This window comes from Bartonella refiksaydamii (genome assembly GCF_902652675.1).
GTDB classification, from domain to species: domain Bacteria; phylum Pseudomonadota; class Alphaproteobacteria; order Rhizobiales; family Rhizobiaceae; genus Bartonella; species Bartonella refiksaydamii.
The window spans coordinates 117,699-143,028 of record NZ_LR736289.1; the positions used below are offsets into that span (position 1 = coordinate 117,699).

The window sequence follows — 25,330 nt, forward strand, 5'->3', positions numbered from 1 at the left end:
AAACGGATAAGAATCTAACACTCTCTCATATACTTAAAGAAAAATATATAAGATACCTTGCTATTTATTATTTTTTTCTGCGAAAATGCAACAGCCAAGTTTATAAAGTGATTGACGTAAATTTGCATTTTCAACTTCTTCAAGCATTTTTTCTATACGTTTTTTGTTTTTTTCATTTGGTCCTAGCTTTATCGGTAAGTGATTTGTTAGAGTAGATATAAACCTTTGCTCAATCTTGATATGATCAATAGCGACATATCCAAAAAAAACATTAATTCTATGGAGTAATTCATCTTTTTCATGCATAAATTTTAAGACAGCCCCTCCTTCACACGCCACAACAAGTGTTGCAGGTTGGAAAACTTCTTCTTGATGTACACGACGTTTCCAAATAATTTTTAACGGCATTGTATATTCACTAACATCACAGCCTACAATCTGTGACCAATGTTCTATAAGTGCAATATTAAGTCCTGTCCGCTTGTGCAAAACCGGATCAAGTATCTTGGATACCGTCTCAGAGAGAGAATAAAAATGACGTTTTTGAAATTTTTTGCTCATTTTTCTAAATCATCATCAAATCATTTATCAAATTATAATAATTTTCTCTTTTATCTCAGTGCTCTTTTCCTAAAGACTCATCAAATATCGCCGAAATCCGATATTTATCTATCCAGAAGTTCTATAATAAATGGACAAAAACAAACCATAAATTGCAAAATAAATGCTTTTTCCTTTTGCATTTTATATCTCTTTATGGTTGAAGACAATCATGCATGAAGTCTCTTCGCGCCTCCTTTTTTGGTACGATCAGAATCACCGCCATTTACCATGGCGTATTACTCCTGAAAAACAAGCACAAGGCACCCGCTCTGACCCCTATCGGATTTGGCTCTCTGAAATCATGCTTCAACAAACAACTGTCGAAGCTGTAAAACCTTATTTTCAGAAATTTTTGAAACTTTGGCCTGATCTCTTCTCTTTAGCAAAAGCTTCGCAAGATGATATCATGAAAGCTTGGGCTGGTCTTGGCTATTATTCACGCGCACGTAATCTTAGAAATTGTGCTAAGCAGCTTATCGAAAACTACGGAGGGCAATTTCCTCAATCCGTACAAGCATTGCGAACTCTCTCGGGTATTGGAGACTACACTGCAGCAGCCATTGCTGCAATTGCTTTTAACCATCCTGTAGCAGTTGTTGATAGTAATGTGGAACGCGTGGTAGCCCGCTTATTTGCTATCGCTTCAGTACTGCCAAAAGCAAAAACAGAAATTAAGGAAAAAACACAAAAAATTATTGCTTTAAAACGCCCTGGTGACTTTGCTCAAGCAATGATGGACCTAGGAGCAACCATTTGTACACCGCGTAAACCATCTTGTTACCTCTGCCCTCTTCAAAGTTTGTGTAGAGCAGCAAAAATGCAAATGACAGAGTCCTTCCCAGTCAAAGCCCCTAAAAAAGAACGCCCTTCAAAAACTAGTAGTGCTTTTGTTATACTGAATGAAAACAGACAAATTTATTTAGAAAAACGACAGGGGAAAAAACTTCTAGGTGGAATGACACAAATTCCTAACAATATTGGAATAGACAACAAAAACGGACTCCAAAACGCGCCCTTTAGAGCCAATTGGCAATTCAAAGGACAAATTAAACATGCTTTTACTCACTTTTTTCTGAAACTTGACGTTTACTACACCAATAGTATTCACGAAATGAATCATGAAAATGGCTGGTGGTGCGACATTCAGTATCTTTCCGAAGAAGCACTCCCCATTGTTATGAAAAAAGCCATTTCCGTAGCGATTCCCAATTCGTTTAGATTAAAATAACTCTCTTCACTGAAAAAACGAACTTTTTAATTCAATATGTAATGTTTCATTTTTTATAAAATACATTGATTTATAATGATAATTCATCGCTTTTCTGCTTGAATGAGAACCTTTAATATAGTGAGATTCCCTCATGTCAAATTCTCTTATGATGAATTATTAAAAAACGTTCACTTAAACATCACAAGCAGGATTGGTATGTGGATAAAAACATTCAAGAAAATAATCAATATACTTCTTATGAAACGTCTAAATACAATAACAATATTGAAAGTTCGGAAATATAGCGATGATGCCAACTTGCTACTTCACAGAACACCGGTTTTCAACATCTGTGAACGTATTATCATTCTTAAATTATCTATGGACTTCAACCTTCCGTTTTCCTCATAATACCAAAAAGTCCAACCGTTACAGCTTTGTGAATCTTGAGCCTTTCTTCCCATTGCATGAATAGAACCAGCTTCACCACCATGCATGATTGTACCATCAGCTCTTACAATAGCAGATACTTGCTTCTTCCTATCATAAAGAACTTCTCCAGGATACAGTAAACCAGCTTCAAGTAAGCTGTTGAATGCTACACGCGGTTCTGCTTTTTTTCTATCCAAAATTGCCAATTCTGGTTTGTCTAAAGGTTTAACCCCAGCAATCCTCTCACACGCCGCATCTATGTAATCTTGCTCGCGTTCAATACCTACAAAATCACGCCCCAGAAGTTTGGCAACAGCACCTGTTGTTCCTGAACCAAAAAATGGGTCAAGAATGACATCACCTGGCTTACTAGAAGCCATAATAATACGTGCTAATAACGCTTGTGGTTTTTGTGTTGGATGTAATTTATGCCCTGCCTCATCTTTTAAACGTTCAGCACCAGTACAGAGAGGGAAAAGCCAATCTGAACGCATTTGTAAATCTTCATTCGCAGCTTTTAAGGCGTCATAATTAAACGTATACTTTTTATCTTTTTGATCTCGAACAGCCCAAATAAGTGTCTCGTGAGCATTTTGAAAGCGACGTCCTCTAAAATTAGGCATGGGATTATTTTTACGCCAAATGATATCATTAAGCATCCAAAAACCTAAATCTTGTAATGCCGTACCAACTCGGAAAATATTATGGTAGGATCCGATAACCCAAAGCGTTCCATTGGGTTTTAATACACGGCGACAAGCAAGCAACCATGCACGCGTAAAAGCATCATAAGCAGCAAAACTTTCAAACTGATCCCATTTATCATCAACCGCATCAACAAGAGAATGATCTGGACGGTATAAAACACCATCCAATTGCAAATTATAAGGGGGATCAGCAAAAATCATATCAACTGAATGTTTTGGAAGTTTTTCCAGTACGGCAACACAATCCCCTTTGAAAATTTTATTGCGCCATAGAGTCTGTGAGGAAGTACGAACGAAATCTTTTTGAAGCTGAATAACTGTCATGAAAAACCCAACAAAATGAACTGAATTTACCCTATAATCAATCAAAATGGCTTATAGGCCCGCATTATCAGCCTATATTTACAAAATAGAGTAAACGTATCGTTAAATTCCTACGGAATTGTTATTCATTTTTTCTTTTTCAAGAAAAATAAAGGAATTTCATACTGAAAAATCCTTATTTTTCTTCCTTTCAACACACTGTTCCCATATTTTTTATTTCGTCAAATAGATAAGAATCACTTTCAAAACGTATTTTTATGAAATAAAATCGTCTCAATCGCATTTTCATGAAAGTTTTCAAGCTATAAATAATACGTAAAGGAATATCTCATGCCTCAGATAGATCTCATTATTTTTGATTGTGATGGAGTACTGGTAGATTCTGAATATCTCGCAGCAAAAATTGGATCTCAATTACTGAAACAAGCAGGATATGAAATAGCACCTGAGGAATTAAGTAAGCGTTATGCAGGACTCATTTTTTGTGATATTCTTAAACAAGTTGAACAAGAAACAGGAAAGCCAATTTCTGCTCATCTTATTGATCAAATGTCAAATCTTTTTCGGATACAAATGAAAACCGAGTTACGTGCTATTGATGGGATAAGAGAAGCTGTAGAAAATGTTAAATCTCGCTATCCTTACTGCATCTGCTCTAATGCAAAAAGTGTAGATATAAAGGAAATGCTCACTATCGTTGATCTTTATGATCTTTTTGAGGATACAATATTTTCTGCACCTGAAGTTGGGACGAAAAAAACTAAACCTGCCCCTGATGTTTTTCTTTTTGCTGCACAACAATTACATGCCAAGCCTCCAAATACTATTGTCATAGAGGATTCACTTCATGGCGTACATGCTGCAATAGCAGCGGGCATGCGCACTATTGGTTTTACTGGAGGATCGCATAGTTACCTTGGTCACTCTAACGCGCTTGCAGATGCTGGAGCTGAAACGACCATCAACAAACATGCCTATTTAGGAGAAGTCTTAGAAGCAATGGCAGTATGGCAAGACGTATCATAAAAAAGTTCCTTGAACGCATATCAGCTCATAAACTCTCTTAAAAAATATTTTAATATTTTTGCTAGGCAGTTCTTCTTTAAATTACAGTATGCTTTATTATAAATAATTAATATATAACTGCATTGGCTATATATGAAAAATAGCTTGGTATACGCCTATACCATTGTTATAGTCAGTAAAATTTTCATCCCTATACAATTTAAGCTCTGCTTCTTGTTCTTATGAAAAAATATAAATTTTGTTTTGTCTTTATAATATAGCTTTAAATTAGTACAAGCACAGATATACATATTCATTCATGTGGTTATGATAGCGTAGAGAAACGTTATAATGGATAATCCTCAAACCATGATCTCTAGATATGGGTCATAGAAACTTTTATTACGGATAATATTCTATCCATAAACTTGGTATTGATAAAGTATAGAAAAATCCTATTGATGAATTAAAAGTCAAAACTTTCAGGATGTTTATTACATGCACATTGGGAGCTAAATCAAGCATTCAATCAATTTATTATCATCAAAGTTTTGAATTAGAAATTATAGCTGAATATATTTCAAAAAATGCAATATGATCCAAACTACACTATATCATCTGTTTGAATAATTTTAAGTTTTATAAAATAGATAAAATGAATATTTTTTTATTCTCTCTATAATTAAATTTTTCTAATTAGCTGCTTATGTTATTATCTAATCATTGATTATCTTTGCTTCATATACCATATACTTGTCTATACCATGCAAACAAAATATCTCAAAAAATGTATTAAACGACAAAAAATATTCATTCTTTATTATAAAATTATCCTATTATCATAATAATTTTCTTATTCGATAAACTTTTTAAATATGTTGTTTGATTAAGTAAAATACATAATAGAACTATATTATCCATATTATTTTACAAAAAGTATTTTTTAGTTGACAATAAGCAACATAATGATATATATTGTATGTGCACAATGCAAACAATAAGTGAATTTGATATTTTTAAGTTAACTTATTGTCTCTGTAAGCATGTCTATATAACAATATTAATAACAGAAAGTACTTGAGGTAAAATTATGGTAAAAGTGTTTAAAAATCATGTGTTAAGTATTTTTATAGCAATTGCTTTTTCTCTTACACAGGTTGCGAATGTTAATGCAAACTACTTAAAAAATAGCTCTCAGCAGGAAACTACCTCTCTATCCGCAGTAAAACAAAAAGTAATCAGTATGGCTACTCTCTACGCCCACAGTTTAAATTATGGAGTAGAAAATAAAGCTATTATTGAAGGAAAAGTTGAAAAGGTGGTTGAACCACTCACAATAGGATTTGGATTACTGGCTGCTGGATACGCAATAAGCTTCATAAGTTCAATCATAGGATGGATAAAGGACATGGTATTAATATTCAAATAAAGCGGTTTAGTATAAATTATTAAGAGGTAGCTTCATTATATTTTTGTAATAATATTATAAAACACATAATGAAGCGCCTTCTTACACTGCCAAATAAATATGAGTGCGTGTGCGTCTATCTTTGCATTTACTGAGTATTGCTGCATTCGCTTACTTACATCGAAACTAGAAAATATATAAGGTAAAACTATGATGAAGGTTTTTAAAAATTACGTGTTAAATATTTTTATAGTATTTGCTATTTTTTTTTCACATGTTATGAATGTTAATGCAAATCATATGAGAAACAACCCTCAAGAAAAAAACGCTTTTATTTCCGTAACAGAACAAGAAAGAAAGAAAACGACATATATGTCTGTTTTCTATATTCCAAGTTTAAATTATGAAGCGGGAAATGAGGCTGCCTTTGAAGAAAAAGTTGAAAAGGTAGTTGAGCCTATTACATTAGGGACTTTTGGTATTGGAGTTGCAATTGGATATGCCACAACTGTTGTAGGTATGTTACTCGGGTGGGTAATAAATCTCATCAAATCTGCAATACGATAGCACCCTTTCACATCTTTTATAGTAGAACTTCATAGAATTTTTAAACAAAACGTAAATTATAACATCACGCTATATTTATTTCCATTTACAAAAATACATAATGAACTATAATATCGTGAATATTGAAAGCTCTAACTATATCTGTCTCTTTCGGCATGCTCATTGGATTCATCAAAGTGTTTGCCCAATTATATTAAAAATAAAAGTATTTGAGGTAAAATTATGGTAAAAATGTTTAAAAACCATGTGTTAACTATTTATATAGCGGTCGCTTTTTCTCTTACACAGGTCGTGAATGTTAATGCAAATAATGTGAGAAATGCCTCTCAACAAGAAAGTATTCCTGTTTCCATAATTGAGCAGGGAAAGAAAAAAGCTATCAGTATGGCTGCTCTCTATGTTCCAAGTCTAAGTTATAGAACAGAAAATGAAGCTCTCATTGAAGGAAAAATTGAGAAGGTATTTGAACCCATTACTCTAGGATTTTTCACTACAATAGGAGCTCTAGGTTTTGGCATCTTTACAGGAACTTTTATGGGTATAATTACTGGAATACTCGGATGGGCAATAAGTAAGTTTCAAGGAAAAAAGTAAAATAATTTAAAGCCATTAGCTCTTTTTTCTTTGTCAAAGGGAGAGTGATTGAATTGCATCCCGCCTTAAATCATCAGGAGGGATGCCTTTTATTCTTTCCATGAATGACTTTGCTGAAATTATTAATAAGGCTAATAAATATAATACCTATCAACATAAAAATTGACAATTTATACTAAAAAAACAACTCAATATGCGTAATCTACACGCAATACCCTAGGGTTCTCTGATCAACTCTCTCACATAAATCATAGCTAAAAACTTGATTGTGATGAATCTTTGATTGCCTAAATTAGAACCGAAAACAGACACTCCCCATTGAATTTTTATAAAAGGCTTTGAGAAATACTACTTTGTATCTTCAAAATATTCAAGAAACTTAACAAAGCAGCATAAATTATAAAATAAGCGCCCCTCCAAATAGAATTCTCTACCATAAACAAAAAAGTCCTTCGTTTTACCATTTAAATATTTTTAAAAACATGAAATATAAAATTTTATCAGTTCACTAAAAATAAATGAAAGAAAAGATTCATGAAATATATTAGCACAAGAGGTGAAGCTCCTATTCTAGGCTTTACTGAAACGATCATGACTAGCCTAGCTAGTGATGGTGGGCTTTACCTTCCAGAAAAATTTCCTCAATTATCACCTGATGCATTACGAGCGCTCCGTGGACAATCCTATACTACAATTGCTAAAACCGTTCTTTGGCCCTTTGTGAATAATGAGATCGAATATAAACCTTTCGAGAATATGATTTCCGAATCTTATGCCACCTTTCGTCATCCAGTAACCTGTCCATTATTGCAAACTGGAACAGATGAATTTATTCTTGAGCTTTTTCACGGTCCTACTTTGGCATTCAAAGATGTCGCAATGCAGTTTCTTTCTAGACTGATGGATTACGTTCTCACTAAAAAAAATAGACGCACAACAATTATTGCTGCCACATCAGGAGATACTGGGGGAGCTGCAATACAAGCCTTCGCTGGAAGAGAAAACTCAGACATTTTTATTTTGTTTCCTAAAGGGCGTGTATCACCCGTTCAGCAGCGACAAATGACTACCAACCACAGCACAAATATTCATGCTATAGCCGTTGAAGGAAATTTTGATGATTGCCAAGCACTCGTCAAAGCAATGTTTAACGACCATAATTTTCGACGAAAAAAAGCGCTTTCGGGAGTTAATTCTATAAACTGGGCACGTATCATGGCGCAAATTGTTTATTATTTTTCATCTGCACTTGCTTTAGGTGCTCCCGATAGAGCTGTTTCATTTACTGTTCCTACTGGAAATTTTGGTGATATTTTTGCAGGTTATGTCGCTGCCCGTATGGGATTACCCCTTGCCAAATTGGTTATTGCAACAAATGATAACGATATCCTCCCACGCACATTAACCAGCGGTACTTATGAAACACGACCAATAATCCATACAACATCACCTTCGATGGATATTCAAGTCTCTTCTAATTTTGAACGCCTACTGTTTGAAAGTGGCGAACGTGATCCTGTATGGATTCGTAATGCGATGGAAAATTTGAAAAAATCAGGATGTTTTAATCTTAGTGAGAAGCAGCTCAAGAATATTCGTTCTCTGTTTTCTGCTGGGAAAAGTAACATGACTGAAACGGCGCAAATGATTGACCATGTTTATAAGGAAAGCGGCTATCTCGCTGATCCACATACAGCTGTTGCGCTTAAAGTAGCGCGCGAAAATAAGCAACCATATATTCCAATGATCGTCCTTGCCACCGCTCATCCTGCTAAATTTCCTGATGCCATCAAAAATTCCTGTGGGATTAATGTCCCATGGCCATCTTGTCTCAATGATTTAATGGAACGTGAAGAACGCTTTATAAGTCTTGCTAATGATGAAAAAATAGTAAAAGATTATATTTCTTTAAAAACACGTGCATCTTATTAATGTTAGTTGCATTAATTCGAATCAAGAATATTCCAATTGCCCTGATAACAAAGCAATTGGCTTGTTAAATGGAGTTGGAGACACATGCGTGTAGATATAAGTCGCCTCAGTAATGGCTTGACTATCGCCACACACACAATGCAACAGCTTGACAGTGTGGCACTCGGAATATGGGTAAAAGTTGGCTCACGCAATGAAACTTTCACACAACACGGTATAGCCCATCTTCTTGAACATATGGCCTTTAAGGGAACAGAAAACCGCACAGCCTTTCAAATTGCAAGCGATATTGAAGATGTTGGCGGTGAAATCAATGCCACGACCAGTACTGAAACAACTGCCTATTTTGCGCGCGTTCTCAAAAGCGATGTCCCCCTTGCTATTGACATTCTAGCCGATATTTTGATGCATTCAAAATTTGAAGACAATGAATTGGAACGAGAAAAACAAGTGGTTTTTCAGGAAATTGGTGCCGCTCGGGATGTTCCTGATGATATTGTTTTTGATCACTTTACTGAAACAGCATTTCGTCACCAATCCCTTGGTCGCTCTATTTTAGGCACTCCACAAACAATTCAATCATTTACATCTGCTGACCTCCATAATTTTATGAATCAACAATACAGCGCAGACCGTATGATCGTAGTTGCGGCAGGAGCTGTACAGCATGAGAATTTCCTGCAAGAAGTTGAAAGCCGTCTTAGCACTTTTCGCCCCCATTCAACAGCGCCTCTCACTAACCTTGCAAATTATGTCGGCGGTGATTTTCGTGAATATCGTGATCTAATGGATACACAAGTTGTTCTCGGATTTGAAGGGCGCGCTTATCATGCTCGGGATTTTTATGCTACCCAAATTCTTTCCATTATTCTTGGCGGAGGCATGTCATCGCGTCTCTTTCAAGAAATAAGAGAAAAGCGTGGATTATGCTATTCTATTTATGCTTTTCATTGGGGATTTTCAGATACAGGGCTCTTTGGAGTTCACGCTGCTACGGGACAAGAGGGGCTAAAAGAACTACTCCCCGTGATTCTTGATGAGCTTTCTAAAACAAGCAAAAATATTCATGCCAATGAACTTCAACGTGCACAAGCACAATATCGTGCTAATCTTACAATGTCACAAGAAAGCCCATCTAGTCAGGCGCATCTTATTGCCCGCCAAATACTTCTTTACGGTAGACCAATTCCAATATCTGAAACCATTGAACGCTTAGATCTCATTACTCCTGTAAGATTAACTAATTTAGCGCATCGTCTTTTTATCAATTCTACTCCAACATTGGCCGCTGTTGGACCTATCGGCCCCCTTATGAATTTTGATGATTTAACATCAATTCTTTCACACAAAATCAAGTAAGATTAAATAGAATTTTCTCCAAATGCTTTCGTGTATATTGGAGATATAGAAAACTGTTTTAAAAAGCAGTAGCATAACAATGTGCTCAGGCTTTACGCTAAAATTTACCACAAAAGTTCTTTTCATTGAATAAGTTTGGGAAATATTCATCAAAGAGGCGTACAAAACTACCTGACTTCCACTTCATGTGATAAAGTATCTTATAAACGAAGGTATATCTATGAAATCTGAAAACTCATGGTTTAATTTTGCCCTACAAAAATATAAAAATCTATCAAATTCAAACTTCATTGAGGCAAGTAGATGTTTGGTTTATTTTTGTATAAAATCGTATAATTTTTCAAAAAAACAACAACCGCTTGTTATGCAGCTCAAACTATAAAAGGTAGACGTTTTTTCTTGAAAATCTAAGTTAAAATTAAACATCATAAAATATTAAGAGTGGGACATTGTGAAGAGTTTGCGTAAAATTATTGACATCATTTACATTGTAATCATCAGTTCTTTTGTCCACCTTACGTCAGCACAGGCAATTGAGCCAGTTAAAATTTCTTCTCAGGATGCTGCTCTTGACCTCTCAAAAGCAATTGAAATTCACCATACAAACAGCTCTATCTTTCAAACAAGTACAGCACCAGGACCAGATGGCATTGTATGGCGCATTGAAGTGCAAGCAAAAAGTGAAAAATTTTCTGGAAACTGGGCAGTATTTTCCCTTGCAAACCCAACAGATGAACAAATAGATCGTCTTATCGTTGCACCCCATTATCGTATAGCTCATTCAGGCTTTCTTTGGCCAGACCTCGGATCAGCGCGGATTCAATCCATAACTCCAAGCGAAGGTTTTTCTCTCGATCGCCACGCCAGTGCGAACTCTGATATTTTTCGTATTACACTTAACCCTGGTGCTGTGGTTACGTTTGTAGCAGAACTTAACTCTGCAAATCTACCACAAATTTATTTATGGCAACCTGAAGCCTATAAAGATGCAATCAATTCCTATACGCTTTATCATGGTATTCTGCTTGGTATATCAGGTCTTTTAGCACTCTTATTAACTGTTCTCTTCGTCGTTCGGGGAACCGGTCTCTTTCCTGCAACAGCTGCCATCGCTTGGGCGGTACTCTTTTATATTGGCATCGACTTTAATTTTTTAAATAAATTCTTTGCAGTGACGTTAACAACGCAACCCATTTGGCGTGCTAGTACAGAAGTAGCGCTTGCCGCTACTCTCTTCATTTTCCTTTTTACTTATCTATGCCTTAACCGTTGGCACTATCACTTTAGTTATGGTGCAATTGTATGGACCATCGCTCTTTGTGGTTTGGGAGCATTTGCTATTTATGACCCGACCAGAGCAGCGGGCATCGCTCGTATGTCATTTGGCCTCACCGCTGTGCTTGGTATCATTTTAATCAGCTATTTTTCACTCCGAAGCTATGACCGCGCAATCATGCTTATACCGACATGGCTGCTCATTAGCTTTTGGTGTGTCGGAGCTTATGCCTGCATAGCAGGGTATTTAAACAATGATATTATCCAGCCAGCATTAGCGGGAGGATTAGTGCTCATTGTTCTTCTTATCAGCTTTACTGTCATGCAACAAACTTTTTCTAATGACGCTTTCCATGAAGGAATATTTTCTGATCTTGAACAACAAGTACTTGCAGCAAAGGGGGCTGGAAATATTATTTGGGACTGGAATGTTGAACGTGACTGCATTGTTGTACATCCAAACATGGCAACCCTCTTTGGTACTGAAACCCATAAACTCAATGGACCTATGAGCAACTGGATTTCAGCCTTGCACTATGAAGATCGTGAACGCTTTCAAGCTATATTGGATATCATTCTTAAAAAGAAAAAAGGACGTATCGATCAAATTTTTAGGCTCTCTTCCGGTGGTGGTTATTATCATTGGTTTTCCCTTCGCGCACGCCCAGCTATGCAAAAAGATGGAAAAATTACACGCGTCATTGGGACGATTGTAAATATTACCAACCATAAAAAATCTGAAGAACGCTTATTGGATGATGCAATTCACGACAGCTTAACGGGACTTCCTAATCAACAAATCTTCTTTGACAGGCTACAAAATTATACCGCTTTGGCTAAAGCAAATATCAAAATTAAACCAACTGTCTTTATGATCGACTTTGATAATTTCCGTCAAATTAATCGTAAATTAGGCATAGCTGTTGGTGATACTGTATTACTCATCATCGCACGCCGTTTAAGCCGTCTTATTAATTTTCAAGATACCTTATCACGTCTTTCCGCAGACCGTTTTGCAATCATTTTACTCAGTGAAACTGAACCACAGAAAATTGCAGCATTTGCAGATCATCTGCACAAAACAATCTCAGCACCTATTTCACTTACAGAAAAAAAAATAACACTTTCAACTTCAATTGGATTGGTTACATGGAGTGAAAGCAGATCGACCGCTAAAGATATTTTAAATGATAGCGAACTGGCAATGATCCGAGCAAAACAAATGGGGGGCAACCATATTGAACCTTTTCACCCCAATTTTCGTACCTTAGGCATTGAACATAACACTATGAGGAAAGATATTCATACTGCCATAAAACGTAATGAAATAAAAATCCTCTACCATCCTATTCTTAATTTATCAGATGGACACATTATTGGTTTTGAAACAATTGTAGAATGGCATCATCCAAGTTATGGAAATTTAAATGTCTCTGATTTTATCAAGATTGTAGAAAATGAACAAATCGTTATGGATTTGGCACAATTTATCATTGATAACGCCGTTATGGATCTTACAAATGTACAAGAAAAATTTTCCAAACAATCTTTCTTCATTTCAATTAATTTACCAAGTACAGAAATGGTTCATTCTCGCTTTATCAGTCAATTGCGCTCCGCCCTGCTTCGCTACCCACTCAACAAAGGGGCGGTGATGATAGAAATATCCGAGTTTGTCTTAAGAAAAAACCCTGAACAATCAGCACACTTTCTTGAACAAATTAAAGCTCTTGGAATGAATCTTGCTTTAGATAATTTTGGAACAGGTTATTCGTCACTTACTTATCTCGTACGTTACCCATTCGACATGGTTAAATTGGATCGTTCACTTATCTCAATAGACTCTCGTAAGAAAAAGCTTGTTCTCAAATCTATAATTAATATGGCAACTGATCTTAATTTGCAAATCATCGCAGAAGGTGTGGAAAATGAAAAAGAAGCGATCTTCTTACGCCAAGAAGGCTGTAAATATGTTCAAAGCACGCTTATTACTAAGCCAATTGCTATTGAAGAATTAATCACTCTCGTTCAAAATCATTTCCCTTATACAATTAAAACATAATGGTAGGACAAAACACCATGGATAACACATTGTATAAAATCAAAAACTCGGAAAATACGTGAAACTTTACGCGTGCCCCATGTCAGAAACAAGATAGGTCGGGTTGATTCCCATGCGGGTCAAGCTTTCATCATATTTGCAATTTAAATTGCTTTCAAAAAGAAAACTAGGTGATGTAGAGCTAATCAACCAACCATTCGCAGAGATTTCTGCCTCGAGCTGTCCGGCTTTCCACCCAGCGTAGCCTAATGCTATCAATGCATGTTGTGGACCTTGTTCACAACTGATTGCTTTTAATATATCAATCGTTGCAGTAAAACAGATCTTATCTGCAATAGAAACAGTTTCTTCACAAACGTAATCATCAGAATGCAATACAAAACCACGTGAAGGATCAACAGGCCCACCATAGCGTACTGGAAATTTTTTTATTGGTTCAGAAAGACATTTTTTTTGACCACTGTTTATAACCCCAAGATGAAGCAAAAGCTCTGGAAAATCAATGTGGTGCAACTGATTGAGAATAATTCCCATAGCACCAGCATCAGAATGCGCGCAAACATAAACAACAGAACGAATAAAGCGTTTATCATTCATCCCTGGCATTGCTATGAGCAACTGCCCACCCAAAAAGCCATTACACTGCTTCATCAATCTGTTATTCTCCATAATTTACATCATAAAATTCAACTCAGTTCGTACAAAAGGAAAATAAAGCTCCAATGAAAAAAATTCAAATACTTATAAACTTACAAAATATCGCAACTTTTTTTTATAAAAAATTTTTAGTTACTTTAATCTTAACATTCATATTTTTAGAATTTCTTAACATCCCCGTCTGTGCTCAAAAAAAACAAAACGCATATCTTTTTCCAACATCTTGGCATGAATCAGATGGTGGTTGTATCAGATTAGCTATTACCGAACCCTCTCTTTCTGGAATAAGAGACGGTATTATTGAAATTCTTCTTAAACCAGGATGGAAAACCTACTGGCGGAATCCCGGCAATTCAGGCTTTGCACCATTTTTCACCTTCAACCAACAAGTTTCTTATGAAATCTTTTATCCTACACCACAGCTTTATGAAACCGAAAATGACTGGTCATTAGGCTATAAAGATAAAGTAGTATTACCCTTCAGTATTTCCGGTTCAAGCAAAAATTTAAGTGGCACTTTAACTCTTGGATTATGTAATAAAATCTGTCTTCCGCTTACTGTTAACTTTGATTTTTCTCTATCTATTCAAAAAAACAAACACCTCCCGTTATCCCTATTAAAGGAGGTTCAAGATGCCCTACCCCGTACAACGCATCCTGAATTTAAAATAAGCGCTGAACAAGAGAGAGACACCCTTTTCATCAAAATACAAAATAATAACAAAATCATACCTTCTTCTCTCTTTTTAGACGGAGGAGAAATGCAAATTGGGCCAGCAAAAAAAGTGATTGAAAACGCAGAATATACACTCTTTAGTGCTCCCATCTCCTTCACACCAAAGGAAATAAACCAAACAGTTTTTTATACAGTTGCCTTTAAAAATTATGCCTTAAGTGGAACATTCATACTCCATACGCAATCAAACTCTCTTGCTACTCCGTGATAAAAGACAAAGATTTCAAACAAAGATTACGTCGGAAAGTATCCATTTTCACGATATTTAGTAATTGCTTTCCGAGCAAGTGCATCTGCACGCTCATTATCTGGATGTCCCGCATGCCCTTTTACCCAATGCCATCTGATAGTATGATGAGAACAAACATCTTCAAGAGCTTGCCATAATTTCACATTTTTCACAGGATTATTTGACGCCGTACGCCAATGATTTTTCTTCCAACCTTCAAGCCACTTAGAGATACCGTTGCGCACATACACAGAGTCTGTATAGAGATCGACAGAACAGGGTTCTTTAAGCGCCTTCAATGCATAAATAGCTGCCATCAATTCCATTTGATTATTGGTCGTGTGCACTTGTCCACCATAAAGTTCACGTTCATGACCATTCCAGCGTAAAACTGCTCCCCATCCTCCAACTCCAGGATTACCAGAGCAAGCACCATCTGTATAAATTTCAACGACTTTTTGTTGATTTAACATAAAATTCAAAAACCCAATTCACTGAGTGAATCTATACTACTGAAAAAACATAGCTTGTGCCAATATTCACGTGGATCTTTCTTAACCACAAAACTATCCGGCGGTGTATTAAACCAATCATAAAGGCGCGTAAGAAGAAAACGTAAAGACGCACCACGTGCTAATAAAATAATCGCCTTTAATTCTAAGGGAAGTAATGGCCTTATTTTTTGGTAGTTTTCCAATAACTTATGTGCTTTTGAGAGACTATAGGAATGATCTTGTTCAAAACACCAAGCATTCAAGCAGATTGCTAAATCATAAGCCCAAAAATCATTACAAGCAAAATAAAAGTCTATAATACCAGAAAGATGGTGATTCAAAAAAAACACGTTATCATTGAATAAATCAGCATGAATAATGCCTGTTGGCAAATCTGACGGCCAATTTTTGTGTAAAAAAGCCAATTCCATATCAATTTTTTGCCCAAACTCCTTTAACAATGCATCTTTGCTCATTTGGCAATGTTTCCACAATAACTTCCAGTCCATAACAGAAAGGGTATTTTTACGGCTGAGTGTAAAATCCCGTCCTGCTAAATGCAGCTGCGCTAAACTCGTTCCAACTTCACCACAATGGCATATATTGGGCTGACGAATCCACATCCCTTCCAAAAAAGTAATAATAGCTGCAGGACGTCCTGCTAGTTCACCAATCGTTGTCCCATCACTTTGTACCACTGGTTGAGGACAAGGAATTCCACGCTGGCTTAAATGCTGCATAAGGCTGCAAAAAAAGGGTAAATCATTTTTTGAAATACGTTTTTCATAAAGTGTGAGAACAAACCTCCCTTCTGTTGTATACAGTATGAAATTAGAATTTTCTATTCCCTCCTCTATCCCTTGATAGTACAAAAGCGAACCTATCGAATAACGTTTCAAAAATACCTTCAAATCATTTAGATGGATATTTGTATAAACTGCCATTATTTTGCTTTCGTCATAGGCATGTGTGTATTCTGATTTTCATTTTTCAGCGTCTTAGCTCGACCATTAACAAAAGTCATATCTTGAGGTGTTAAAGTGATATCACGTAATTCGCGACTCACCAAAAATGTTTCTGTTTCCACCACTGTTTCTGCTAATTCTATTGTAACGTCATAACGCTCACGAAAAGCTGAAATGATTTCATCAATAATAATTTCGGGAGCAGAAGCCCCCGCTGAAAGACTTACAACGGAAAGAACTCCCAGACAATTAAAATCAATTTCATTAGCACGCTGAACTAAAACAGCCCGTTGCGCACCAAACCTTTCAGCAACTTCTACCAAACGTCGCGAATTAGAGGAATTGGGCGCTCCAACAATCAAAAACAAATCACTCCCCAACGCTGCTGCCTTAACAGCATCTTGTCTGTTCGTAGTAGCATAGCAAATTGATTCAGCAGCTGGAGCTTCTAATTTAGGAAAACGCCGTTGTAGTACAGCGAGAACCTCTGCTGTATCTTCAACAGAAAGTGTCGTTTGTGTAACAAATCCTAATTTATCTGGATTATTTGGTTGATAATGTAAAGCATCTTCAATCGTTTCAATTAATGTCACATCTCCTTTTTCAAGCTGTCCCATTGTTCCTATCACCTCAGGATGACCAGAATGACCAATCAATATAACGTGACGTCCATGACGTTGATGCCGTATTGCTTGTTTATGAACTTTAGAGACCAACGGACATGTTGCATCGAGATAAAACAAATTATAGCGACGTGCCTCTTCTGGTACAGACTTCGGTACGCCGTGGGCAGAAAATACAATAGGTTGACTGCGGTGTTCTTCTGGAATCTCATCAAGTTCTTCAACAAAAACAGCACCATGTTGCTGCAATCCTTCAACCACATAGCGATTGTGCACAATTTCATGACGAACATACACTGGAGCACCATATTTTTTTAATGCAAGAAGGACAATCTGAATAGCACGATCAACCCCAGCACAAAAGCCACGCGGACCGCAAAGACGTATTGTCAAAGGAGGAAGTACATACATAAACTATCCTTAATATCTATACCTTTAACCATATGTTCAAACGGGCTATCTTTATGCACTACACAAACAGTGTAAAGAGAAAAACCGTCAATACCACCCTCTTCTACAATAGTACACCATAGAGAGCACTCTTATGACATTTTCTTCAGGCAAAAAGCTTTTTTAATTGCTCTCTCTTTCATTGTATTAGAGAATAAAAAAGTACCATACAAGAGATTCAATCAAAAGAATTCCAAAAAGAGAAGCTAAATAAAATAGCGAAAAGAAAAACATTTTTTTTGCCATTAAAATAGTTTCATCATGCCTATCAGTTTTCCACAAGCGGTAGGCAAAATAAACGAAGATAATGCTCAAAATTGTCGAAAAAATACCATAAAAAATTCCTGCGAAACCTATAATGTAAGGACCTGCAGCACATATTGCCATAAGCACAGTATAAAATAAGATCTGTTTTTTTGTTGAATGCTCACCTCGTACATTAGGCATCATAGGAACGCCTGCTGCATTATAATCAAGAGAGGAAAATAAAGAAAGAGACCAAAAATGCGGAGGAGTCCACATAAAAATGATCAAAAATAATAAAAAACTCTCAATACTCACTGTACCCGTTGTCACAGCCCATCCAATCATTGGTGGGAAGGCACCAGCTGCACCACCAATAACAATATTGTGCGGCGTGATACGTTTTAGCCAAATCGTATAGATAACAACATAAAAGAAAATTGTGAACGCAAGCAAAAGTGCTGCAAACCAATTAATGAAGCGCCCCATAATTAATACAGAAAGTATAGAAAGAACCATGCCAAAAATAAACGCCTTCTTAGGGCTGATTTTGCCAGTAGGAACGGGGCGATTTTTGGTACGTTCCATCATAGCATCAATGTCAGCATCATACCACATATTAAGTGCTCCCGCACCACCACCACCTATAGCAATACACAATATTGCTAAAAAACCATAAAATGGATTCACAGAAACAGGTGATATCACAAGTCCAACCAAAGCTGTAAATACAACAAGTGACATCACCCGTGGTTTTAACAACGTGATATAATCACCAATACTGGATTTTGGTGGAGTTGATCTACCACTTGCAGCCGATAATTCTCTTAGAACAGACATTCCACTCAAAAGCCTTTTTCATTTCTGTCATCCACAAGACAAATACTATCTAGCATGTGCGAATGACCAATTAATATCATAGTGTTTTGAAAACATACTAGGATACCTCTCTTGTACGTGTCCCCTAAAAACAGATGAAAATATTCGCAACAAAAATACATTTTTTCAATACACATTATCTATTATAAAAACGTACCGTAAAAATAATCATACCAAACATTATAAAGCAAAGCTAATAACCTTTTCTGCTATGACATTTTTGCTACTTTTTTATTTCATGCATATGGATTAATATGTTTGGGCAGATAATGATTTTGTGTTATAATTTCGGCTCGAGAACTTATTTTATGTAGAGCTACGTATAATAATGCAGTGTTGATATGGTTGGGACTTTCTGTGGTACTTTATAAATTGCTCAAAAAAACTTTCTTTGTTTGTGTTATTATTTACACGCTCTATAGTGCTTCTATCAATCATGCACTTGCACAAACATCTCATGAACAAAATGTTCCTGCTCCACAAAACTACGGTGCATGGACAAAAATTTGTTCTCTGCCTCCAGGTACACCTAATATGCAATGTGAAGTTGTACAAAATGTACATACACAAAATCGTCATGACATCACTCTCCGTGTTACGTTTTACAAACTCCCTAAAAATCAAGGAGCTTTGATGCGCGTTTTTGTTCCAATCCGCGTTGAATTGCGCCCTGGTGTTGGTCTTAAAATTGATGATAAAAATATGGGAAGAGTAGAATATCGCCGTTGTCTTGGTGATAATTGTGTTGCTGAAGCTGTCCTTAGGGAAGATATACTACAGCTCTTTTTTAAAGGTAAGATGGCAACTTACTTTATTTTTACAACTCCTGAGCAAGCAGTTGGAGGATCTGTTGATCTCCATGGTCTTAGTGATGCTTATGCAACTTTACCAACATAATAAAATTTACGCACATTAAATGATTACAATCTCATAGCATACTTTACAACTTCTTAAACAAGCCAAATAGGAATTTTCCAAGTTCCCATAAAATAGGGTAACCACTATGAAATCACTGATTGACTATTTTGATATTGCCTCGTCTAAAGTGCAATCACTTGTAAAAGAAACGCTTCATCACGCTGATGATGGTGAACTTTACCTAGAATATACAGAAAGCGAAACGCTTTTATTTGACAATGGACAGCTTAAAAACGGCTCCTTTCATCAAGATATGGGGTTTGGTCTGCGTGTTGTTGCTGGAGAAGCTACCGGATATGCACACTCTAGTGAATTATCAGCTGCTGCACTCAAACGTGCCGGTGAAGCAGCGAAAGCTGTTACTTATAATAATCATGCTGGACCTTATAATGCAGCACCTCAAAGAACAAACAAAAGACTTTATCAACCTCATAACCCCCTTGTTGCTCCATCATTTGAGAAAAAAAGTGCACTTTTGCAAAAAATTGATGCTTATTTACGAGCAAAAAATGATAAATTGCATCAAGTTACTGTTTCTCTTTCCGGTTCACTACAGCATGTCGAAATTCTACGTGCAGATGAACATCTAGTTCGTGATATTCGCCCTCTTGTGCGGCTTTCTATATCTGTAGTTGCCGCTGATGGTAATCGGCGTGAAAATGGCTTCTATGGATGTGGCGGGCGGCAAGCCTTTGACCAATTCATTAGTGAAGAAAATTGGAAAAATGCTGCTGATGAAGCCTTGCGTATGGCTCTCATAAACTTAGAAGCAGAAGCAGCACCAGCCGGAACATTTGATGTTGTCTTAGCCAATGGATGGCCAGGCGTTATGCTTCATGAAGCCGTAGGACATGGTTTGGAAGGGGATTTTAACCGCAAAAAAACATCTGCTTTTGCTGGACTCTTGGGAAAACAAATTGCCGCAAAAGGTGTTACCGTTGTTGATGATGGTACAATTCCCCAATGTCGTGGCTCACTCACCGTCGATGATGAAGGTACACCTTCAGGATATAATGTTCTTATTGAAGATGGAAAACTTGTTGGTTACATGCAAGACAGACTCAATGCTCGTCTTATGGGGGTTACTCCAACCGGAAACGGACGTCGTGAATCTTATGCACATGTACCAATGCCGAGAATGACAAATACGATCATGTTAGGAGGAGATAAAACACCTGAAGAAATTCTATCCTCACTCAAAAATGGTATCTATGCTGTTTCATTTGGCGGTGGACAAGTTGATATCACTTCTGGAAAATTCGTCTTTGAATGTACCGAAGCTTACAGAGTGGAAAATGGTAAAATTGTAGCCCCAATCAAAGGGGCAACACTTATCGGGAATGGGCCAGATGCTATGAAGCGTATTACAATGATTGGAAATGATAGCAAACTTGATAATGGTATCGGTATGTGCGGAAAAGCCGGACAAAACGTTCCTGTTGGAGTCGGGCAACCTCACTTGCGAATCAATAATATGACAATTGGTGGGACAGCTCTTTCATAAAATATACCAAATGAACTTGGTTTTAAAATTTCTCAAATAAATTCAGGAAAGCTTGTCGATTTAGGCTAAAGCTTCCAACTTGTCTTTACTTTGCGCTTGCTCAAAACAGCAACAATTTCAACATGTGGCGACCATAAAAACTGATCAATCGGTATAATTTTTTCTACTGTATAACCACCTGCAACAAGAAGAGATAAATCACGAGAAAATGTAATAGGATTGCACGAAATAGCGACAACACGTGGTATTGTTGCCTTAGCCAACTCACGTGCTTGCTCTTCTGCTCCAGCGCGTGGAGGATCAAAAACAACACACTCAAAATACTCAAGTTCTTTTACAGAAAGTGGGCAGCGAAAAAGGTCACGTTTTTCACAAGTTACTGTTTTTAAACCAGCAGCAAAACGTGCTGCTGAATCTAAATGTGCTAATGCTATTTCATCATTTTCTACCGCATGAACATTCATTTTCTTAGCCATACGCAATGCGAAGGTTCCAACTCCTGAAAACAAATCGGCAGCATTTTTTGCTTTTTTAAAATGAGTCAAAATAATATTGCTTATAGTATTTTCTGCTTCAAAAGTTGCTTGAAGAAACCTACCAGCCGGAAATTCAACACACACATCTCCAAAGTAAATCAATGGTTTTTCTTGTTCAACCAAAACTTCCCCTTCGACAGACAAACGTGTAATTCCAGACAAAATGGCTGCACGCACCATTTTCTGACGAACAGAATCGTGTCGTATAACACAACCGCTTAAAGCAACATCAAAACCATTTTCAACTTGTGTTATCGTGATATGAAACCGTTTTACATGATTGCTTAGAAAAGCACATAACATCCTCACATCATCCAACTTAGATATAAGCTCTGAGCGACTCACAGGACATTCTTTAAGAGCCACAATATCATGAGAAAAATGACGATTAAAACCAACTCTCTGACCTTGTGGTGTCATAGATGCTGTTAAAGTAATTCGTCGGCGGCTATAGGGTTTACATTCAATTAAAGGTGAAATGGTCACATCAAGTCCATATCCTTTGAGCGCATCGACTACTAGCTGTCGTTTCCATATGCGATAAACATCGGCACGCCAATGCTGAAGTGCACACCCCCCACATTCTCCAAAATGCTGGCAAAGGGCATCAATACGTTCTGGTGATTTTTCCTTTAATGCTATGAGTGTAGCATATTTTCCATGAACAGCGATTTCAGCAAATTCTCTTGGTAAAGTAAAAGGAACATAAACAGATCCATGAGGTGTGTTGGAAACACCATGACCGTTCGTTTCAATATGGTCGATTATGACATTATCATTCACTCTTTTTTTCCCCGAATAATAAATATTCTAGATTACCATCACCACCAACAATAGGTGAGGGAAGCAAACCTTTTGCACTCCATCCTATTTGCATATTCAACCAATTAAAAAGTTCTTCAGCAACTTGTTTAGCCATTGATGGATCTTTCAATATCCCTCCCTTACCAAGATGCTTACGGCCAATCTCAAATTGAGGTTTTACCAATAAAATAGCTTGTGCTCCCTTTTTGGCCAAAGATAAAACAGGAGGCAATGCAAGCTTGAGAGAAATAAAACTGACATCCGATACTATGAGATTAATTTCTCGGCCGTCTAAATGTTTTTGTTTCAAATCTCTCACATTCAAACCTTCTAATAAGGTTATAGCACTATTGCCCGATAAACGCACATCAAATTGATTATGACCAACATCAATGGCAATGACATGAGCCACCCCACGTTCTAAAAGAACTTGCGTAAAACCACCTGTTGATGCACCAATATCAATGGCAGTCACTTTATCGGTTACAATCTGAAATGCATCAAGTGCACTGATCAATTTTAACGCTGCACGTGAAACATAATTCTGTGCTGGATCGCAAACTATAATTTCCACATCATTAGAAATAATTTGCCCAGCTTTAACAACTATTTCGCCGTTAACCTTAACTGTTTTGCGCACGATAGCATCACGTGCTCGTGAGCGCGTCGTAAAAAAGTTTTTTTCAACTAAGAAAATATCAAGCCTTTTTTTGACGTACATCTCATACTCGATTTTTCTGCACTATCCCAACTTCACGTCCCAAAGCAGTAAAAACCGTGTTGATAATACCAACAGCATCAAGTCCTATACGTGAAAGAACTTTCTCTGGTGAACCATGACTTAAATATTTGTCAGGAAGTTTTAATGTACGGACTTTCAAACCATGCTCTAAAAGCCCTTCTTGTGCCAAAAACTGCAATAAATGCGCTCCAAATCCACCCATTGCGCCTTCTTCAATTGTCACTAATACTTCATGTTCACGTGCCAAACGACGCATCAAATCCTTATCCAAAGGCTTTGCAAACCGTGCATCCGCAACTGTCGTAGACAACCCTTCTGCTTCTAACATACTAGCAGCCATCAACACTTCCGACATCCGCGTTCCAAAACAAACCAAAGCTATCCTGTTTCCTTCACGCAAAATACGCCCTTTTCCAATCTCTAATAACTCACCACGCTCAGGCAAATCCATACCAACACCTTCACCACGCGGATAACGAAAAGAAAGCGGCCCCTCATCATAAGCTGCAGCAGTACGTACCATATGCATCAATTCAACTTCATCAGAAGGCGCCATAACAACAAATTCAGGAAGAGTTGTCAAAAAAACAATATCAAAACTGCCAGCATGCGTCGCACCATCTGCCCCTACAAAACCTGCTCGATCAATCGCAAAACGCACCGGTAATTTTTGAATCGACACATCGTGGATAATCTGATCATAAGCGCGCTGTAAAAAAGTAGAATAGATCGCGACAAAAGGCTTATACCCTTCACAAGCAATGCCCGCAGCAAAAGTTACAGCATGCTGTTCAGCAATACCAACATCAAACATTCTTTCCGGAAATTTTTCAGCAAAAGCATCAAGACCAGTGCCTGTAGGCATTGCTGCCGTTATCCCTACAACCTTATCATCATAACTGGCTTCCTCTATTAAAGCCTTAGAAAACACCTTGGTATAGGAAAGAGATTTACTTTGTATCTTAACCTGTTTGCCTGTAACAATATCAAAACTATTAACACCATGATATTTATCATATGATGCTTCCGCAGGTGCATACCCCTTACCCTTATGGGTTACTACATGCACCAAAACAGGACCATAAGGATATTCACGAACATTTTTCAAAACAGGCAACAGATGCTCTAAATTATGACCATCTATTGGTCCAACATAGTAAAAGCCAAGTTCATCAAATAAAGTTCCTCCAACCAAAAAACCACGTGCAAACTCCTCTGAACGACGTGCCTTCTCCCCAAAAAACTTTGGCAATTTTTTGCTGAGCACTTTTACCCGTTCACGCAAACTACGGTAAGCGGGACGAGAGACCAACCGTGCAAGATGAGCACTCATAGCACCCGTAGGAGGCGCAATAGACATATCATTATCATTAAGGATAACAATCAAGCGAGCATCCAAAGCACCAGCATTATTCATCGCTTCATAGGCCATACCGGCAGACATAGCACCATCACCAATTACAGAAATAATATTTCGTTTTGTTTCCGCCTTCAAAGCACTCGCCATCGCCATCCCAAGTCCAGCTGAAATAGAAGTAGAAGAATGACCAGCTCCAAATGGATCATATACACTTTCTGAACGCTTCGTAAAACCTGACAATCCACCCTCTTGACGCAATGTGCGAATTTTATCTCTACGCCCCGTCAAAATTTTGTGGGGATAGGCTTGATGACCAACATCCCAAATAATTCTATCCTCAGGTGTATTAAAAACATAATGCAACGCAACAGTGAGCTCAATAACACCGAGCCCTGCACCAAGATGACCACCTGTTACGGAAACCACATCAATTGTTTCTGACCGCAACTCATTAGCTAATCGTACTAAATCAGACTCAGGCAATGCCCGCAAATCTTGTGGAACACAAATATAGTCAAGCAATGGCGTTAATGGCCTAGACAAAAGAAACTCCTTATATCTATTTTATCAAGAGAGCGAGATGAAGCTACACACCTTTCCTTACTTTGTTCACAGTGTGTTCTATTTTTTACTGAAATACTTTATCTGTTTGAAATTATCTACAGATTTTCCTGTTTCTAACCCATTTCATAAAAAAGGAACTCCTAAAATC

21 protein-coding genes are annotated in these 25,330 nt (G+C 37.1%); 11 read left to right on the forward strand and 10 right to left on the reverse strand.

Annotated features, from left to right (window positions below):
* Window positions 1-60: 60 nt before the first annotated feature.
* Entirely contained in the window at window positions 61-561 is a 501-nt protein-coding gene (locus tag GQO39_RS00520) for a DUF721 domain-containing protein (protein ID WP_156850484.1), read from the reverse strand.
* Window positions 562-724: 163 nt separating this feature from the next.
* Between GQO39_RS00520 and mutY the strand changes: the two genes are divergently transcribed.
* Window positions 725-1,831 (forward strand): A/G-specific adenine glycosylase, encoded by a 1,107-nt coding sequence (mutY, locus tag GQO39_RS00525; protein WP_156850485.1) that lies wholly within the window; start codon window positions 725-727, stop codon window positions 1,829-1,831.
* 308 nt (window positions 1,832-2,139) lie between these two features.
* Here mutY and GQO39_RS00530 read toward each other — a convergent pair whose 3' ends face one another.
* Entirely contained in the window at window positions 2,140-3,276 is a 1,137-nt protein-coding gene (locus GQO39_RS00530; protein WP_156850486.1) for a site-specific DNA-methyltransferase, read from the reverse strand.
* Window positions 3,277-3,606: 330 nt separating this feature from the next.
* On the opposite strand from GQO39_RS00530, the gene GQO39_RS00535 reads away from it, so the two are divergent.
* The 7 genes from GQO39_RS00535 to GQO39_RS00565 all read left to right on the forward strand — a co-directional run bounded on the left by GQO39_RS00535 (window position 3,607) and on the right by GQO39_RS00565 (window position 13,478).
* Window positions 3,607-4,302, forward strand: coding sequence for an HAD family hydrolase (locus GQO39_RS00535; RefSeq protein ID WP_007553075.1), 696 nt, complete (start codon window positions 3,607-3,609; stop codon window positions 4,300-4,302).
* Window positions 4,303-5,371: 1,069 nt separating this feature from the next.
* Complete coding sequence (locus GQO39_RS00540) at window positions 5,372-5,710, forward strand: hypothetical protein (RefSeq protein WP_156850487.1); 339 nt, start codon at window positions 5,372-5,374, stop codon at window positions 5,708-5,710.
* Window positions 5,711-5,899: 189 nt separating this feature from the next.
* Window positions 5,900-6,256: a hypothetical protein gene (locus tag GQO39_RS00545; RefSeq protein WP_156850488.1), complete on the forward strand. Its 357-nt coding sequence runs from the start codon at window positions 5,900-5,902 to the stop codon at window positions 6,254-6,256.
* 222 nt (window positions 6,257-6,478) lie between these two features.
* A complete protein-coding gene (locus GQO39_RS00550; protein WP_007553078.1) occupies window positions 6,479-6,850 on the forward strand; it encodes a hypothetical protein in 372 nt (123 codons plus the stop codon).
* A 534-nt stretch (window positions 6,851-7,384) separates the two neighbouring features.
* The gene (thrC, locus tag GQO39_RS00555) at window positions 7,385-8,782 is read left to right on the forward strand and encodes a threonine synthase (protein WP_156850489.1); all 1,398 of its coding nucleotides are present in this window, start codon (window positions 7,385-7,387) and stop codon (window positions 8,780-8,782) included.
* Between the two features lie 84 nt (window positions 8,783-8,866).
* Window positions 8,867-10,141, forward strand: coding sequence for a M16 family metallopeptidase (locus GQO39_RS00560; protein ID WP_156850490.1), 1,275 nt, complete (start codon window positions 8,867-8,869; stop codon window positions 10,139-10,141).
* A gap of 451 nt (window positions 10,142-10,592) precedes the next feature.
* Entirely contained in the window at window positions 10,593-13,478 is a 2,886-nt protein-coding gene (locus tag GQO39_RS00565; protein ID WP_156850491.1) for an EAL domain-containing protein, read from the forward strand.
* A 66-nt stretch (window positions 13,479-13,544) separates the two neighbouring features.
* Here GQO39_RS00565 and GQO39_RS00570 read toward each other — a convergent pair whose 3' ends face one another.
* Window positions 13,545-14,129, reverse strand: coding sequence for a YqgE/AlgH family protein (locus GQO39_RS00570; protein ID WP_156850492.1), 585 nt, complete (start codon window positions 14,127-14,129; stop codon window positions 13,545-13,547).
* Window positions 14,130-14,200: 71 nt separating this feature from the next.
* On the opposite strand from GQO39_RS00570, the gene GQO39_RS00575 reads away from it, so the two are divergent.
* Window positions 14,201-15,079: a protein-disulfide reductase DsbD domain-containing protein gene (locus tag GQO39_RS00575; protein WP_156850493.1), complete on the forward strand. Its 879-nt coding sequence runs from the start codon at window positions 14,201-14,203 to the stop codon at window positions 15,077-15,079.
* A 26-nt stretch (window positions 15,080-15,105) separates the two neighbouring features.
* On the opposite strand, the gene rnhA is transcribed toward GQO39_RS00575, so the two are convergent.
* The 4 genes from rnhA to cyoE all read right to left on the reverse strand — a co-directional run bounded on the left by rnhA (window position 15,106) and on the right by cyoE (window position 18,715).
* The gene (gene rnhA / locus GQO39_RS00580) at window positions 15,106-15,573 is read right to left on the reverse strand and encodes a ribonuclease HI (protein WP_156850494.1); all 468 of its coding nucleotides are present in this window, start codon (window positions 15,571-15,573) and stop codon (window positions 15,106-15,108) included.
* Between the two features lie 5 nt (window positions 15,574-15,578).
* Window positions 15,579-16,538 (reverse strand): homoserine kinase, encoded by a 960-nt coding sequence (locus GQO39_RS00585; protein WP_156850495.1) that lies wholly within the window; start codon window positions 16,536-16,538, stop codon window positions 15,579-15,581.
* Complete coding sequence (gene ispH / locus GQO39_RS00590; RefSeq protein WP_156850496.1) at window positions 16,538-17,593, reverse strand: 4-hydroxy-3-methylbut-2-enyl diphosphate reductase; 1,056 nt, start codon at window positions 17,591-17,593, stop codon at window positions 16,538-16,540. The genes GQO39_RS00585 and ispH overlap by 1 nt, the downstream gene beginning before the upstream one ends.
* Before the next feature lie 186 nt (window positions 17,594-17,779).
* Window positions 17,780-18,715, reverse strand: coding sequence for a heme o synthase (cyoE, locus tag GQO39_RS00595; RefSeq protein ID WP_156850497.1), 936 nt, complete (start codon window positions 18,713-18,715; stop codon window positions 17,780-17,782).
* A 396-nt stretch (window positions 18,716-19,111) separates the two neighbouring features.
* Between cyoE and GQO39_RS00600 the strand changes: the two genes are divergently transcribed.
* Together GQO39_RS00600 and tldD are read left to right on the forward strand one after the other, a co-directional pair.
* Window positions 19,112-19,651: an invasion associated locus B family protein gene (locus GQO39_RS00600; protein ID WP_156850498.1), complete on the forward strand. Its 540-nt coding sequence runs from the start codon at window positions 19,112-19,114 to the stop codon at window positions 19,649-19,651.
* 106 nt (window positions 19,652-19,757) lie between these two features.
* Window positions 19,758-21,176, forward strand: a complete 1,419-nt coding sequence (tldD, locus tag GQO39_RS00605; protein ID WP_156850499.1) for a metalloprotease TldD — start codon at window positions 19,758-19,760, stop codon at window positions 21,174-21,176.
* Window positions 21,177-21,241: 65 nt separating this feature from the next.
* Here the strand turns inward: tldD and GQO39_RS00610 are convergent, their stop codons facing one another.
* Genes GQO39_RS00610 through dxs form a run of 3 tightly spaced genes read right to left on the reverse strand, consistent with a single transcriptional unit; the run spans window position 21,242 to window position 25,161 of the window.
* Window positions 21,242-22,495 (reverse strand): class I SAM-dependent RNA methyltransferase, encoded by a 1,254-nt coding sequence (locus tag GQO39_RS00610; protein WP_156850500.1) that lies wholly within the window; start codon window positions 22,493-22,495, stop codon window positions 21,242-21,244.
* Complete coding sequence (locus tag GQO39_RS00615; RefSeq protein WP_156850501.1) at window positions 22,488-23,237, reverse strand: TlyA family RNA methyltransferase; 750 nt, start codon at window positions 23,235-23,237, stop codon at window positions 22,488-22,490. The genes GQO39_RS00610 and GQO39_RS00615 overlap by 8 nt, the downstream gene beginning before the upstream one ends.
* Before the next feature lies 1 nt (window position 23,238).
* Window positions 23,239-25,161 (reverse strand): 1-deoxy-D-xylulose-5-phosphate synthase, encoded by a 1,923-nt coding sequence (gene dxs, locus GQO39_RS00620; protein ID WP_156850502.1) that lies wholly within the window; start codon window positions 25,159-25,161, stop codon window positions 23,239-23,241.
* Window positions 25,162-25,330: the final 169 nt, after the last annotated feature.